Origin of the sequence: Nocardioides sp. LML1-1-1.1 (genome assembly GCF_040676175.1) — a bacterium.
GTDB lineage: Bacteria > Actinomycetota > Actinomycetes > Propionibacteriales > Nocardioidaceae > Nocardioides.
This window is the reverse complement of sequence record NZ_JBEGHK010000002.1, coordinates 1-14210: the sequence shown is the minus strand read 5'-3', so window position 1 is coordinate 14210 and position 14210 is coordinate 1. Positions and strand designations below refer to the sequence as shown.

Below are 14210 nucleotides of genomic sequence, written 5' to 3'. Positions count from 1 at the left end.
CGATGCGACCGAACCTCCGGCCGGCCACGTTCCGGCACGGTGCCCTGGTGGGGCTGCTCGCCCTCGCCGGCACCCTGCTCACCCTGCCGGCCAGCGCCGACCAGGCCCCGTCGCGGGCGCCCTCGCCCGTCGTACGGGCGGTGGCTCCGCAGGTCCCGCCCGGCTGCCGACCGAACCGGAACCCCCCGCCCACCGAGTACGGCGTGGTGGCCCGGGTCGAGTCCGGATCGATCGACGCGGGTGTGCTGAAGATCGACGACATGGACATCAGCATCTGCGGGGTGCTGCGCCTGGTCCGCAGCGGCGAGTCCGCGTGCCCGGTCTCGACCCAGCTCGTGATCCCGGCCGACGGCGTGAAGGCCAACGCCCTGCGCGCCATCTTCGACATCATCCCGGACAAGCCGCTCGAGGTGCCGGTCAGCATGAGCGCCAGCGCCACCCGGTCGACCGTCTCCTGCACCGGCAGCTCGAGCGGCGGCTTCAAGGCGGACCTCAACGTCTCCCTGCAGGGGCGCGCGCGCCTGTTCGGCCTCCAGTGCGTCATCCCGTTCACCGGTGTCGCGAAGGCCGTCATCACCGGCCCGCTCCTCTCCCCGCCGTACGAGGGGACGGCGACGTTGAAGGGCGACAGCTTCACCGTCGCGAAGGTCGCCAACCACGACAAGTACTGCCCGGGCGAGCTGCCCGCCCGCATCGACCGGCTGGCCCGGCTCCCCATCACCAAGGTCCCGATCGACCTCGAAGCCAAGATCAGCGTCTACCAGGACCCGGCGTGAGCCGCGGGCCTGAGAGGAGACACCGATGAGCATCCACCTCGACCAGCGTCGATCCCGCGCGGTCGCGGCGTTCGGCGCCGCCATAGCCGCGACGAGTCTCCTGGCGGCGGCGGTCCCGGCCGGGGCCGACCCGGGACCGGGCGAGCCGGGCTACTCGCAGCACCCCTACTACTTCGCCCCGGACGAGCTCGCCCAGCTCTCAGTGCCATGGGGTGTCAGCCGTGACCCCCGACTGCCGTCGGGTGTCGCCGACCTGGCCTCCGGCGACCCGTCGTGCCCCGCGCCCGCGCCGCTGGCCGCTACGGATGACGGCTCCCCGGAGGGCTACACGCTCCCCGTCCGGATCAAGGTCACCAACGGCACCATGGTGGCCGGGTACTCGCCGTCCGCGGATCACTGGGGACAAGGAGTTCCCTACTCCACCACGCTGCGCGGCCTGACCGGGTGGGTCAACGCTCGTGTGCAGCTGCCGTCGATGAAGCTGCTCGTGGATCGTGACGACGTCGACTTCTGCGACGGCGCCGGCGTCTCGATCGCGGACATCAGCGGGATCACCCCTCCAGACTGGGGAACCTGGGACGACGAGGGCTCGTACGTCAACAGTCGCAAGACGCGCGCCGACGGGTCGGAGTTCTATGCCTATCCCGGCACCTTCCTCGGCAGCTACCTGTACGCCCCTGACATGGAGCCCGCCCGGCGCCTCAATGTCGAGGACCTGGCCGTCAAGAGCATCTCAGCGAAGCTGTCCGGCATCCGGGCCGACGGGTCCTTGGACCTGTCGGTCGACCTCGCGCTGGGCGCGACCCTGGCGATCGGCAACGGAAATCCCGACCTCCAGTTCCCGATCGACATCAAGGGGACCTTCTCGACTGCGGTGAAGATGCCGATCACCCCGCAGGTCTCGGGGATCTCCTGGGACATCGGCGAGCCCCCGTCGAAGCGGTCTCCGATGATGCCGACGAAGCCCCTCGCAGGCGCTGTCGAAGGTGGTCGGACCAGCGTCGGCTCGAATGCGTTCACCTTCGACACCGGTCGACTCGACGCGATGCCGCCGGGCGACGGACGCAGCCTGGCGGTGTCCTTGCTGACCTTTCTCTACGGATCCGACAAGTACGGGGCGGACGTCCTCCTCGACCAGCCGTGGGGCGACTACTACAACGCCTTCATCAACGGCATGTTGGACGGCTCCGCCTCCTTCCCGGCGATCGCAGAGGGCGTGTCCGAGGTCGGCGTCGACATGACGGTCGACAAGGTCGGGCTCCCGAAGGGCGTGCCGGCCGGATACGGCTTCGACGGATGACCCACGATCTTCTGCCACTACGGCAGATGCCCGTGCCGCGCCGTGCGGCCGGGACCCCCATGAAAGGAACGAAGATGCAGTCAACTCTCCGTAAGGCGATGGGCATTCTCGGTGGTGCGGCGCTGGCGGCGACCGCGGTCGCCGCCACCACTGCGCCGGCCCACGCCAACCCGAACTGGACCCTCTACAACGAGGGCACCGGGGCTCCGCTGACCAGCACCGACGTGCTCAGCGGCACCGGGTCGGCCGTGTTCGCGGCGACCATCGCCGGCGCCCCGCGTACGATCACCTGCACGTTCGGCGCCAGCAACCCTCTGACCCTGTCGGCCAGCGGTCCCTTCTCCGGTGCGCCCGGCAGCACCCTGACGGTCAACGCGACCCCGCCCTCCTCGCTCAACTGCACCAGCGGCACGCTCAACGTGCCGGTCACCCTCACCGGCACCTGGGGCGTCAGCTTCACCGTGCCGGCGGCCGGCTCCACCCCGGGCCAGCTCTACAACGGAGTTCTGACGGGTTCGCTCAACGTCCCGGCCAACGCCGTGAACGCCAACCTGTCCGCTTTCGTCGCGGGCTGCTCGGCGGTCGGGCCGACCACCGCCAAGGCCTTTACCGGCAGCTACAACGCCAGCAACGGTGCCGTGACCGCGAACGCCAACCAGGCGTTCACGGCGACGGCGACGGGCTGCACGGTCACGAGCACCCGTCTCGTGAGCGCGAGCCTGACGGCGAACCCGATCATCGACCTCCAGTGGTGATCGGAGTCGCTGGCTGAGATGAGGGACTGATGGGTCGGTCCGGCTCGGTCCACGCCGGTCTCGCGCCCAAGCGAGCCCGGTCGAGCCCGACTGGCTGACATGGGGCGCGTGAGGTGACCCGGGCACTCACCCGGGTCACCTCACGACAGGAAATCGAGATGACTTTCCGCGGGGTTCACGGCCCCGCGTTCGAGAATGGAGTGTTCCAGTGAAGTTTTCAACATCACGCCCGCGGCGGCTCGCCGCCGGGGTCGTCGCGATGGGTGGTGCCGTCGGCCTGCTCGGCCTCGCCCCGGGGACGGCGACCGCCGACCCCACGTTGCCGCCGAACCTGGCGAAGTACGCCAACTGCCCGATCGACAACCCTGAGGTCGCGAGCTGTCTCTACATCGAGACCTACAACACCCAGCTCAAGGTCGGGAAGTTCGACCTTCGCACCACCAAGCCGATCACGATCGAGGTCGGTGTGAAGTACCCCGAGTCGAACAACTACGAGCCGATCACCGTCGCGCCCACCAACGGGCACAAGGTGCTCACCTCGGCACCGATCGAGGTCCCCGGCGGCGTGCTCGGCATCCCAGGCGCCGGGATCGGCCCGCTCGCGGCGTACGTGACACCGGAGGTGACCGCGCTCCCGACGATCAGCATCGACAACCTGTTGTCGCGCCAGGGCACCGCGTTCGGCCTGAAGGTCAAGGCGAAGGTGCACAACCCCTTCACCGACGTCCTCAGCATCCTCGGTCCGGGTTGCTACATCGGCAGCAACAGCTCGCCGATCGCGCTCAACCTCACGACCGGCACCACCGCTCCGCCGGCGCCCAACCGGCCGATCACCGGTGCGATCGCCCCCGGGACGGCCGAGGGGGCGGGCATCAAGTTCGACGACGTCAAGGCCGTCGACAACGCCTTCGCCGCGCCCGGCGCCAGCGGATGCGGCACGCCCTTCGGGTGGCTCAACCCGACCGTCAACCTGATCGCCGGGATCCCGAAGGCGGCCGGCAACAACACCGCTGTCCTGGACGCCGACGTCTCCATCACCGACGCCAACGAGGTCCGCGAGGCGCTCGGTCTCGACCCCGTCTACCAGTGAGTCGGCGCATCGTGAAAGAGGTGACGGCCTGAGACAGCACGAGCTCACCATGTCGGCCTGAGGAGCGGGTTGAACATGGGGCGCGGGGTGGCTCGGGCACCCGCTCGAGCCACCCCGCGGACACCCAACCAGCGGTACCGCGGGGCCTCGCCCCGCGCTTCAGAATGGAGACTCCGATGAAGTTCTCGACGACGAACAGCGTGCGGGCGGCCGCGGGTGCGATGGTGCTCGGCGCGACCGTCAGTCTGCTCGGCCCGCCGGCGCCCGCCACGGCCGACCCGACTTTGCCGCCGAACCTGGCGAAGTACGCCAACTGCCCGATCGACAACCCTGAGGTCGCGAGCTGTCTCTACATCGAGACCTACGACACCCAGCTCAAGGTGGGGAAGTTCGACCTTCGCACCACCGAACCGATCACGATCGAGGTCGGTGTGAAGTACCCCGAGTCGAACAACTACGAGCCGATCACCGTCGCGCCCACCAACGGGCACAAGGTGCTCACCTCGGCACCGATCGAGGTCCCCGGCGGGGTGCTCGGGATCCCGGGTGCAGGTGTAGGTCCGCTCGCGGCGTACGTGACACCGGAGGTGACCGCGCTCCCGACGATCAGCATCGACAACCTGTTGTCGCGCCAGGGCACTGCGTTCGGGCTGAAGGTCAAGGCGAAGGTGCACAACCCCTTCACCGACGTCCTCAGCATCCTCGGTCCGGGTTGCTACATCGGCAGCAACAGCTCGCCGATCGCGCTCAACCTGACGACGGGCACGACGGCCCCGCCGCCGCCGAACACGCCGATCACCGGTGCGATCGCCCCCGGGACGGCGGAGGGGGCGGGCATCAAGTTCGACGACGTCAAGGCCGTCGACAACGCCTTCGCGGCGCCCGGCGCCAGCGGATGCGGCACGCCCTTCGGCTACCTCAACCCGACCGTGAACACGATCGCGGGCGTGCCCAAGGCTCCCGGCAACAACACCGCGGTCCTGGACGCCGACGTCTCCATCACCGACGCCAACGAGGTCCGCGAGGCGCTCGGTCTGGACCCGGTCTACCAGTGAGGGAACGACGGATGACGACGCGACCCCGTCGGCTGGCGGGGGCCCTCGGCGGTGCGGTCCTGGCGGTGGCTGGCGCCACCGCCGGGGTCGCCCCGGCGCACGCCAACCCCAGCTGGACGCTCTACAACGAAGGCACCGGCGCGCCGCTGGCCGCCGGCGACGTGCTGGCGGCGACCGGCACCATCGTGATGGGAGCGACCGTCGCGGGGAGCCCGCACAACGTCACCTGCACGTTCGACGCGACGCACTCCCTGACGCTCACGTCCACGGGCCCCTTCTCGGGTGCGCCAGGAACGGTGTTGACCGTCAGCGCGGCTCCTCCGCCCACGATGAGCTGCAAGAACCAGGCCGGCGTGCTGATCCCGATGACCAAGAGCGGGACCTGGGGCGTCTCGATCACGCTGCCGGCGGCCGGGAGCACACCGGGGCAGCTCTACAACGGCACGCTCACCGGAAGCCTGAACGTCCCGGCCAACGGCGTGACGGCCAACATGTCGGCGATCGTCGCCGGCTGCACGGCCACCGGCCCGACCCTCGCGAAGAGCTTCACGGGCAGCTACAGCGCCAGCACCGGCGTCGTGACGCAGAGCGGCACGCAGGGTTTCGCCGTGACGTCGACCGGTTGCGTCGTGACGAGCACCCGCATCACCAGCGCGACCTTCACCCTCGACCCGGTCATCGATCTCCAATGGTGACCTCCACCCGTCGTACGACGGACCCACCCTGATCGGCCGGACGGCTGGCCCCATCCAGCCGCCCGGTCCACCGGCGCGCCTCCTGCTTCGGCGCCGGTGACGAGAACGCGCGGTCGGCGTCGCACCTCTCCCGCGGCGCCGGCCGCGCCCGTTCTCACCCGTACCCACCCGTGCGCGCACGGGTGGGTCAGTCGGCGAAGAGGCTGCGGATGTCGTCGGCACCGATGGTGGTGCTCATCGCGCCGTCGCCGTCGATCACCTGGGCGAACAGCTCGGCCTTGCGGGCCTTGAGCTCCATCACCTTCTCCTCGACCGTGTCGGTCGCGACGAGGCGGTAGACGTGCACGTGCTTCGTCTGGCCGATCCGGTGGGCACGGTCGACGGCCTGCGCCTCGGCGGCGGGGTTCCACCAGGGGTCGAGGACGAAGACGTAGTCGGCCTCGGTGAGGGTGAGCCCGACACCGCCGGCCTTGAGGGAGATCAGGAAGACGGGCGCGGTGCCGGCGCGGAAGTCGTCGATGACGGCGGCGCGGTCCCGTGTCCCCCCGTCGAGGTACGTCGTGGCGATCTCCGCCTCGTCCAGCCGGGTCCGCACCCGGGCGAGGAAGGAGGTGAACTGGCTGAACACCAGCGCCCGGTGTCCCTCGGCGGTGATCTCGCGCAGGTGGTCGACGAGCACGTCGAGCTTGGCCGAGCCGACGGTGTCGTGCTCGGGGTCGACGAGCGCGGGGTCGAGCGCGAGCTGGCGCAGCGTGGTGAGCGCGCTGAAGATCGCGACCCGGTTGCGGTCGAAGTCCTCGACGAGGCCGAGGATCCGCTGCCGCTCGCGGGCGAGGTGGGTGTCGTAGATCTTGCGGTGCCGCGGTCCGAGGTCGACGGCGAGCACCTGCTCCTGCTTGGGCGGGAGGTCGTCGGCCACCAGCTCCTTGGTGCGCCGCAGCAGGAACGGCTTCACCCGGGCCCGGAACCGGTCGAGCACGGCCTGGTCGGCGTCCCGCTCGATCGGGCGCACGACGCGCTCGGCGAAGCGGCGCGGCCACGGGTACAGCCCCGGCACGGTCACCGACAGCAGCGACCAGAGCTCCATCAACCGGTTCTCGAACGGGGTGCCGGTGACGGCCAGCCGGAAGGGCGCCTCGATCATCCGCACCGCGGTGTAGGTCTTGCTCTGGTGGTTCTTCACCTGCTGCGCCTCGTCGAGCACGAGCCCGGCCCAGCCGACGGCGGCGTACTGGTCCTGGGCGAGCCGCAGCAGCGTGTACGTCGTGACCACGATGTCGCTGCCCGCCGCGATCTCCGCGACGTCGTCGGTGCCGCGGCGCACCACGCCGACCCGCAGGCCGGGCGCGTGGCGGGCCGCCTCGTCCACCCACGCGGTGACGACGCTGGTCGGCGCGACGACGAGGAAGGGTGGCTCGGCGGGCCGCTCCGCGCGGGCGTGCGCGATCAGCGCGAGCACCTGGAGCGTCTTGCCGAGGCCCATGTCGTCGGCGAGGATCCCGCCGAGCCCGTGCTGCCACAGGAAGGCCAGCCACCAGAAGCCCTCGCGCTGGTAGCTGCGCAGCGTGGTGGCGAGCCCGGTGGGCTCGGGGCGCGGGATGTCGGTGAGGTCGCGCAGCGCCTCGGCGCGGCGCACCCAGTCGGCGACCTGGGTGTCGACGAGCCCGGTCTCGGCGAGCTGCGCCCACAGCCCGAGGTCCTGGCGTCCGACGCCGATCCGGTCGCCGTCCCGGTCGTGCAGCTCGGCGGCGGCCGCGACCACCTCGCGCAGGCGGTCGAACTCGGGCCGGTCGGTGGTGACGTAGCGGCCGCTGGGCAGCACCAGGAACTCGTTGCCCAGTGTCAGCGCGGCCAGCACGTCGGGCAGCGGGATGCCCTCCTCGGCGACCCGTACCGTCACCGCCAGGTCGAACCAGTCGGTCGAGGGCCGCTCGTCGTCGGGCTCGACCAGGTCGAAGCTGATCTCCGGCGCGACGTCGATCTCGCGGAAGTCGGGCCGCTCCTCCTCGACGACCCGCACGCCCTCGATCGTGCGCAGGTGGGGGAGGTCGTGGATGGCGAGGGTGAGCGCGTCGCCGTCGGCGGCGCTCGTCGTGCGGAGCAGCTCGGCCGGCACGTGCGCGAGCAGAGCGCGCTCCGCGACCCGGTCCCGTACGCCGCCGAGCGGGTCGCTGCTCCCGACGGCACAGGTGCGGGTGTCGTCGTCGCCGTAGGCCCAGGTCCAGGTGAGCGCCGCCTTGGTCGCGCTGTGCCAGGTCACGGTCAGCACGAGGGCCGGGGTCAGTGGCTCGGGCAGCTCGATCGCGGCCGTCTCCGCGCGCACCGTCAGGTGCCGCATCAGCAGTGGCAGCTCGGCACGGAGGTCGTCGGCCTCGGCGGGCGGCACCGTGAAGCCCGGCCCGTCGACGAGGTGGCGCACGGCCAGCGGCATCGGCGCGGTCAGGTCGGCGACGACGAGGTGGCCGAGCTGGTCGAGGAGGCCGACCGCGGTCGCCGGGTTGCCGATCGGCACCACGCCGTCACCGCGCCAGCTCGTCTCGCCGAGGGTGACCAGGCCCTGCACCTCGGTGCCGCCGGTCTCCGCGTCGCCCAGCCGCACGACGACCTCGGCCTCCTCGTCGGCGACCTCCACCGTCGCCACGGCGCCTCCGCCGAGCAGGGTCACCCCGGCGTCGCGGGCGGTGCGCAGCGCGCGGACCACCTGGCTGCCCAGCTCGTCGAGCGAGGGGGTCACCCCGTTGCCGTAGCCACGGTGACCGGACCAGAGCGTGTGCAGCGCGGTGACGGCCTCGGCCTGCGCGCGGGGGAACCCGCCGGTGATCGCCGCGGCCGCCACGTCGGACCAGTCGGCGCCGGTCTTGACCCACGGCTTGTTGCGGCCCGCGCGCAGCGGACGCACGTGCAGGGTCGTGCCGGGGGACTGGTAGGCGCGGCGCGGCGGGGCGAGGCTGATCTCCAGCGCGAGCGCGACCTCCTCGCGCGGCTCGGTGCGCTGCCGGTCGAGCTCGGTGACGATCCGCTCCAGGGTCCGCCGCCAGGCCGAGGTGGGCGCCGCGGTCGGCTGCGCGAAGGACTGGCGCAGGGTGAGCGCCAGCGCGGCGCCGTGCTTGCAGACCGAGCGCACCGGGCAGGTGCAGACGGTGAACAGCCAGCCGTCGTAGCCCTCCGCGGGCGCCTCGGCGTGCAGCTGCACCTGGTAGGGCTGCTCGCGCGAGCCCTGCACGTCGGCGGTCGCGGTGACCGAGCCCTTCGAGAGCATCCCGATCTCCGGGCGTCGTACGCCGCCGCGGGCCACGACCTCGCGGGCGCGCTCCAACGTCGCGGCGTCGAAGTGACGCTGCAGGAAGTCGTCGGTGAGCTGGGCCAGGACGTTCACGATCCGACCATGGTGGCACGCACCTCCGACGCGACCCGCATCGCAGGACGAGCCTCAGCGGCCGGTGCGCCGCCTCTTGCCGCTGCCCTCCGGGAAGGGCCAGTCCATGGTGATCGAGGCGCCGGGGGAGAGCGCCGCCCAGCGGGTGGCGAAGTCGTCGTAGCGGGCGAAGAGCCGGTCGAGCAAGCCGTCGTCGATGCCGTGGTCCGCGGCCCGCCCGGGCCAGGCGGGGTCGGCCGTGCGCCAGCCACGGGCGACCTCCCACAGCGCGACGCTGGCCGAGGCCAGGGCCTCCGAGCGGCCCATGTCGGCCGACTCCTCCGGCGTCGGGGGACGACGGCGCTTCAGCGAGGCCCGCCGCTCGGCCGGGTCGAGCGGCCAGAACATGCCGTCGTCACCGTCGGCGGCCGCGAGCCGGCCGTAGACCCCGCCGCGCAGCCCGTCCTCCACCTCGACGATGAGGTGCGCGACGTCGTGCGGCACCCGGTCGCTGTGCCCGGGGCCGTTGCGCGGCGCGAGCGCGGCGCCGGCACCGCGCCGGACCGCGATCTCGTAGCGCCCGCGCAGCTTGGTGAAGGTGACGTCCACCCCGCCATCGTCGGCGGCGGCCGCACCGACCGGCAAGCGGTTATCCGCGCTCGCCGCCCGGCACCCACAGCACGTCGCCACGCTCGCGGTTGGCGTGGCGGGCCAGGATGAAGACCAGGTCCGAGAGCCGGTTGAGGTAGGTGATGGCCAGCTTGTTCATCGACTCGCCATGGACCTCGTACGCCGCCCACGCGCCCCGCTCCGCACGCCGCACCACGGTCCGCGCGACGTGCAGCTGCGCGGCCGCGGGGGTGCCGCCGTTGAGGATGAAGGAGCGCAGCTTCTCCAGCGGCTCGTTGTAGTGGTCGCACCAGCCCTCGAGCCGGTCGACGTAGTCCTGCTCGATGCGCAGCGGCGGGTACTCCGGGTCGGGCACCACCGGCGTGCACAGGTCGGCCCCGACGTCGAAGAGGTCGTTCTGCACGTGGGTGAGCACCGCGACCACGTCGTCGTCCAGGCCGCCGGTCGCGATCGCGACGCCGAGGTGGGCGTTGGCCTCGTCGACGTCGGCGTAGGCGAGCAGCCGCGGATCGGTCTTCGTGGTCACGCTCATGTCGCCGAGCCGGGTCTCGCCGGCGTCGCCGGTCCGGGTGTAGATGCGGGTGAGGTTGACCATGAGGCGACCATAACCGGCGACACGCTCGAGATTTTCCGCGGCTCAGTGCAACCGAATGGGGTAACAGAGCGTCAAGGTGGGTAGGGAGGCCCGTGGGAGGGTCCGGATCTCGGGAGGCCAAGGATGAGCGTGACGACGATCAGCACCGACCTCGACACCACCGGCGCGGTGCTCGTGCTCGAGGGCGACCTCGACGTGCGCAGCACCGGCGAGATCCGTGCCGCGCTCTACGAGCACCTGCGGGTGCACGGCTCCTACACCGGCGGCCGGGTCGTGGTCGACCTCAGCGAGGTCACCTCCGTCGACGAGACCGCGCTCAAGGTGCTGGCCGCCGCCAGCCGCCGGGCCCGCCGGATGGGCGGTTCGATGGTGCTGCGTGGCGCCTGTCCCGCCGTACGACGCATGCTGCACCTGACCCACCTGATCCGCCTGGTCGAGCTCGAGCGGGACCCGATCCCCGCCTGATCCGCCGCCTCGTGGCGCCGCTGTGGAGAACCACACACCGAACGAGCGTTACCAACCGGTAGCAATCGGCCTACTCTTCGCTCTATGAGCACCACGTCTGACGCCGCTGCCACCCCCGAGCAGACGCCGCCCGTCAAGGACCGCCCCTGGGTGATGCGGACCTACGCCGGCCACTCGACCGCCGAGGCGTCCAACGCGCTCTACCGCACCAACCTTGCCAAGGGGCAGACCGGCCTGTCGGTCGCGTTCGACCTGGTGACCCAGACCGGCTACGACCCCGACAGCCCGATGGCGCGCGGTGAGGTCGGCAAGGTCGGCGTGCCGATCCCGCACCTGGGGGAGATGCGCAAGCTCTTCGACCAGATCCCGGTCACCGAGATGAACACCTCGATGACGATCAACGCCGTCGCGATGTGGATGCTCGCGATGTACCAGGTGGTCGCCGAGGAGCAGAACCCCGAGATGGAGCCGGCCGAGGTCGCCAAGCTCCTGGCGGGCACGACCCAGAACGACATCATCAAGGAGTACCTCTCGCGCGGGACCTACGTGTTCCCGCCGGAGGCCTCGCTGCGCCTGATCGCGGACATGATCGCCTACACGGTCAACTACATCCCGAAGTGGAACCCGATCAACATCTGCAGCTACCACCTGCAGGAGGCGGGCGCGACCCCGACCCAGGAGCTGGCGTACGCGCTGTGCACCTCGATCGCGGTGCTCGACCAGGTCAAGAACTCAGGGCAGGTCAGCGACGACGACTTCGAGAAGGTCGTCGGCCGGATCTCCTTCTTCGTCAACGCCGGGGTCCGCTTCATCGAGGAGACGTGCAAGATGCGCGCCTTCACCGAGCTGTGGGACGAGATCACCCAGGAGCGCTACGGCGTCCAGGACCCGAAGATGCGCCGCTTCCGCTACGGCGTGCAGGTCAACAGCCTCGGCCTGACCGAGGCCCAGCCGGAGAACAACGTCCAGCGCATCGTGCTGGAGATGCTGGGCGTGACGCTGTCGAAGAGCGCTCGCGCCCGCGCCGTGCAGCTGCCCGCCTGGAACGAGGCGCTCGGCCTGCCGCGGCCCTGGGACCAGCAGTGGTCGCTGCGCCTGCAGCAGGTGCTGGCCTTCGAGTCCGACCTGCTCGAGTACGAGGACATCTTCGAGGGCTCCCACGTCATCGAGGCCAAGGTCGCCGAGCTCAAGGCCGGCGCGCGCGCCGAGATGGACCGGGTCCAGGCCATGGGCGGCGCGATGGGCGCCGTCGACTACATGAAGTCCGAGCTGGTCTCCTCCCACGCCCGCCGCCGCGCGCGGATCGAGGCGAACGAGGAGGTCATCGTCGGGGTCAACAAGTTCACCACCACCGAGCCGAGCCCGCTGACCGCCAACCTCGACGAGGCGATCATGACCGCGGACCCGCAGGCCGAGCAGGCCGCCCGCGCCTCGGTCGAGGCGTGGAAGGCCCAGCGCGACGAGACCGAGGTCGCCGAGGCGCTCGCGAAGGTCGCCGAGGACGCCAAGGGCGAGGTCAACCTGATGCCGGCGACGCTGGCCGCCGCGCGTGCCGGCGCCACCACGGGGGAGTGGGCGGCGACCCTGCGCGAGGTCTTCGGCGAGTTCCGTGCCCCGACCGGTGTCTCCGGGGCCGTCGGCGTCGCCGCCGCCGGTGCCGAGCTGACCGCCGTCCGCGACGCCGTCCGTACGACGGGCGAGGAGCTCGGCGGCCGGCTGCGCCTGCTCGTCGGCAAGCCCGGGCTGGACGGCCACTCCAACGGCGCCGAGCAGGTCGCCGTGCGCGCTCGTGACGCCGGCTTCGAGGTGATCTACCAGGGGATCCGGCTCACCCCGGAGCAGATCGTCGCGGCCGCCGTGGCCGAGGACGTGCACTGCGTGGGCCTGTCGATCCTCTCCGGCTCGCACATGGAGCTGGTGCCGGCGGTGCTGGACGGCCTCAAGGCGGCCGGCATGTCCGACGTACCGGTCATCGTGGGCGGGATCATCCCCGACTCCGACGGCAAGGCGCTGGTCGACCTCGGCGTGGCCGCCGTCTACACCCCCAAGGACTTCGGGCTCACCGAGATCATGGGCGGCATCGTCGAGGTGATCCGCAAGGCCAACGGCCTGTCCTGAGCCCGCTGTCCTGGGCCCGCTGTCCTGGGCCCGCTGCCCTCAGCCCGCGTCGATGACGCGGGCGAGGGAGTCGGGGTCGCGGCCGACGACCGTCGTGCCGTCGGTGGCCGTGAGGATCGGCCGCTGGATGAGCCTCGGGTGCTCGGCCAGGAGCGCCACCCAGGCCTCGCGCTGGTCCGCCTGCTTGGCGGGCAGGGCGACGCCGAGCTTGCGGGCGTCCGCCGTCCGGGCGATGTCCCACGGCTCCAGCGCGAGGCGGCCCAGCACGTCCTCCAGCTCGGCGACGGTGGGCGGGTCGTCGAGGTAGCGGCGCACGACGTACTCCGTGCCGGCGGCCTGGAGCTCGCTCTCGGCGGTGCGGCACTTGGAGCAGGCGGGGTTGAGCCAGATCTCGATCACGGGGCAGACCCTAGCGACGCGCGTCACGAGTGAGGCCCGTCACGTCGGTTAGGTCTGCCTATCCTTCGTCACCTATCCTCGTGCCCGTGGGCAAGGACAAGAAGAAGTCGAAGGGGAAGCAGAAGCTCCCCAAGACGAAGTGCTGCGTCTCGAAGTCAAAGTGCGGCCGCTGTCCCCTGCGCATGCTCAAGGAGGGCACGCTGCCCGACGGCTACACCGTCAAGCGCCGGGTCCTGGTCACCACGAGCGGCAAGAAGGTCACCAAGAAGGCGCTGCAGAAGGCCGCCTGATCCGCCACGACGATAGGGTGCCGCGCATGGCCGCTCCTCGCTTCACCGACCAGCTCAACGTCCAGATCGGCAACGAGTTCGCCGCGCACAACCAGTACCTCGCGTGCGCGGTCCACTACGACGCCCTGACGATGCCGCAGCTCGCCGGCCTGTTCTACGCCCAGGCGCTGGAGGAGCGCGAGCACGCCATGATGATGGTGCAGTACCTGCTCGACACCGACGCGCCCGTCGAGATCCCCGGCGTCGAGGCGCCGATCTCCGCCTTCGCCGACATCACCGCGCCGATCCAGCTCGCGCTGGAGCAGGAGAAGCGGGTCACCGAGCAGATCTACGGCCTGCTGCGGATCGCCAGGGAGGAGAACGACTTCGCCTCCGAGCAGTTCATGCAGTGGTTCATCAAGGAGCAGGTCGAGGAGGTCGCCACCATGAACGACCTGCTCGCCGTCGTCACCCGCAGCAAGGACGACATCAACGCGATCGAGGACTGGGTCGCCCGCGAGCAGAACGGCGGCGCCACCGACCCGACCGCACCCGCCGCGGCCGGCGCCTGAGCCGCTAGGTGTGATGTCCGGGGAGGTTGGTCATCCGGGTGATCGGTGGCCGGCCTCCGATCGCGGAGTGGGCTCGGTGGTGATTGTAGAAGTGGAGCCAGTCGGGCAAGGCTGCTCGGCGGGCGGCTTCTGAGTC

15 protein-coding genes are annotated in these 14210 nt (G+C 71.0%); 10 read left to right on the top strand and 5 right to left on the bottom strand.

Going from position 1 to position 14210, the window contains the following annotated elements; translation table 11 throughout:
* The first annotated feature begins 2 nt into the window (after positions 1-2).
* The 6 genes from MRBLML1_RS06635 (at position 3) to MRBLML1_RS06610 (ending at position 5671) form a co-directional block, all read left to right on the top strand.
* Entirely contained in the window at positions 3-776 is a 774-nt protein-coding gene (locus MRBLML1_RS06635; protein ID WP_364513243.1) for a hypothetical protein, read from the top strand.
* A gap of 25 nt (positions 777-801) precedes the next feature.
* Positions 802-2076, top strand: a complete 1275-nt coding sequence (locus MRBLML1_RS06630; protein WP_364513240.1) for a hypothetical protein — start codon at positions 802-804, stop codon at positions 2074-2076.
* A gap of 98 nt (positions 2077-2174) precedes the next feature.
* Entirely contained in the window at positions 2175-2831 is a 657-nt protein-coding gene (locus MRBLML1_RS06625; RefSeq protein ID WP_364513237.1) for a hypothetical protein, read from the top strand.
* 208 nt (positions 2832-3039) lie between these two features.
* Positions 3040-3921 (top strand): hypothetical protein, encoded by an 882-nt coding sequence (locus MRBLML1_RS06620; protein WP_364513235.1) that lies wholly within the window; start codon positions 3040-3042, stop codon positions 3919-3921.
* Between the two features lie 176 nt (positions 3922-4097).
* Entirely contained in the window at positions 4098-4976 is an 879-nt protein-coding gene (locus MRBLML1_RS06615; RefSeq protein ID WP_364513232.1) for a hypothetical protein, read from the top strand.
* Positions 4977-4987: 11 nt separating this feature from the next.
* A complete protein-coding gene (locus MRBLML1_RS06610) occupies positions 4988-5671 on the top strand; it encodes a hypothetical protein (RefSeq protein WP_364513230.1) in 684 nt (227 codons plus the stop codon).
* A gap of 187 nt (positions 5672-5858) precedes the next feature.
* On the opposite strand, the gene MRBLML1_RS06605 is transcribed toward MRBLML1_RS06610, so the two are convergent.
* The 3 genes from MRBLML1_RS06605 to MRBLML1_RS06595 are packed head-to-tail and all read right to left on the bottom strand — an operon-like array spanning position 5859 to position 10251.
* Positions 5859-9047, bottom strand: a complete 3189-nt coding sequence (locus tag MRBLML1_RS06605) for a DEAD/DEAH box helicase (protein WP_364513228.1) — start codon at positions 9045-9047, stop codon at positions 5859-5861.
* 54 nt (positions 9048-9101) lie between these two features.
* Positions 9102-9635, bottom strand: a complete 534-nt coding sequence (locus MRBLML1_RS06600) for a hypothetical protein (protein WP_364513222.1) — start codon at positions 9633-9635, stop codon at positions 9102-9104.
* 40 nt (positions 9636-9675) lie between these two features.
* Positions 9676-10251 carry a cob(I)yrinic acid a,c-diamide adenosyltransferase gene (locus MRBLML1_RS06595; RefSeq protein WP_364513219.1) on the bottom strand — a complete coding sequence of 192 codons (576 nt, stop codon included), beginning with the start codon at positions 10249-10251 and terminating at the stop codon, positions 9676-9678.
* Between the two features lie 129 nt (positions 10252-10380).
* Here MRBLML1_RS06595 and MRBLML1_RS06590 point away from each other — a divergent pair, with 129 nt between their 5' ends.
* Together MRBLML1_RS06590 and MRBLML1_RS06585 are read left to right on the top strand one after the other, a co-directional pair.
* The gene (locus MRBLML1_RS06590; protein WP_364513216.1) at positions 10381-10716 is read left to right on the top strand and encodes an STAS domain-containing protein; all 336 of its coding nucleotides are present in this window, start codon (positions 10381-10383) and stop codon (positions 10714-10716) included.
* Between the two features lie 84 nt (positions 10717-10800).
* Positions 10801-12834: a protein meaA gene (locus MRBLML1_RS06585; RefSeq protein ID WP_364513213.1), complete on the top strand. Its 2034-nt coding sequence runs from the start codon at positions 10801-10803 to the stop codon at positions 12832-12834.
* 39 nt (positions 12835-12873) lie between these two features.
* On the opposite strand, the gene MRBLML1_RS06580 is transcribed toward MRBLML1_RS06585, so the two are convergent.
* Positions 12874-13233, bottom strand: coding sequence for an ArsC/Spx/MgsR family protein (locus MRBLML1_RS06580; RefSeq protein WP_364513210.1), 360 nt, complete (start codon positions 13231-13233; stop codon positions 12874-12876).
* Between the two features lie 86 nt (positions 13234-13319).
* On the opposite strand from MRBLML1_RS06580, the gene MRBLML1_RS06575 reads away from it, so the two are divergent.
* Positions 13320-13523, top strand: a complete 204-nt coding sequence (locus tag MRBLML1_RS06575; RefSeq protein WP_364513208.1) for a hypothetical protein — start codon at positions 13320-13322, stop codon at positions 13521-13523.
* Between the two features lie 26 nt (positions 13524-13549).
* On the top strand, positions 13550-14074 hold the full coding sequence (locus MRBLML1_RS06570; RefSeq protein ID WP_364513206.1) for a ferritin: 525 nt from the start codon (positions 13550-13552) through the stop codon (positions 14072-14074).
* A gap of 4 nt (positions 14075-14078) precedes the next feature.
* Here the strand turns inward: MRBLML1_RS06570 and MRBLML1_RS06565 are convergent.
* Positions 14079-14210, bottom strand: a 132-nt coding sequence (locus MRBLML1_RS06565; RefSeq protein WP_364515589.1) for an integrase core domain-containing protein, incomplete at its 5' end; no start/stop codon positions are given.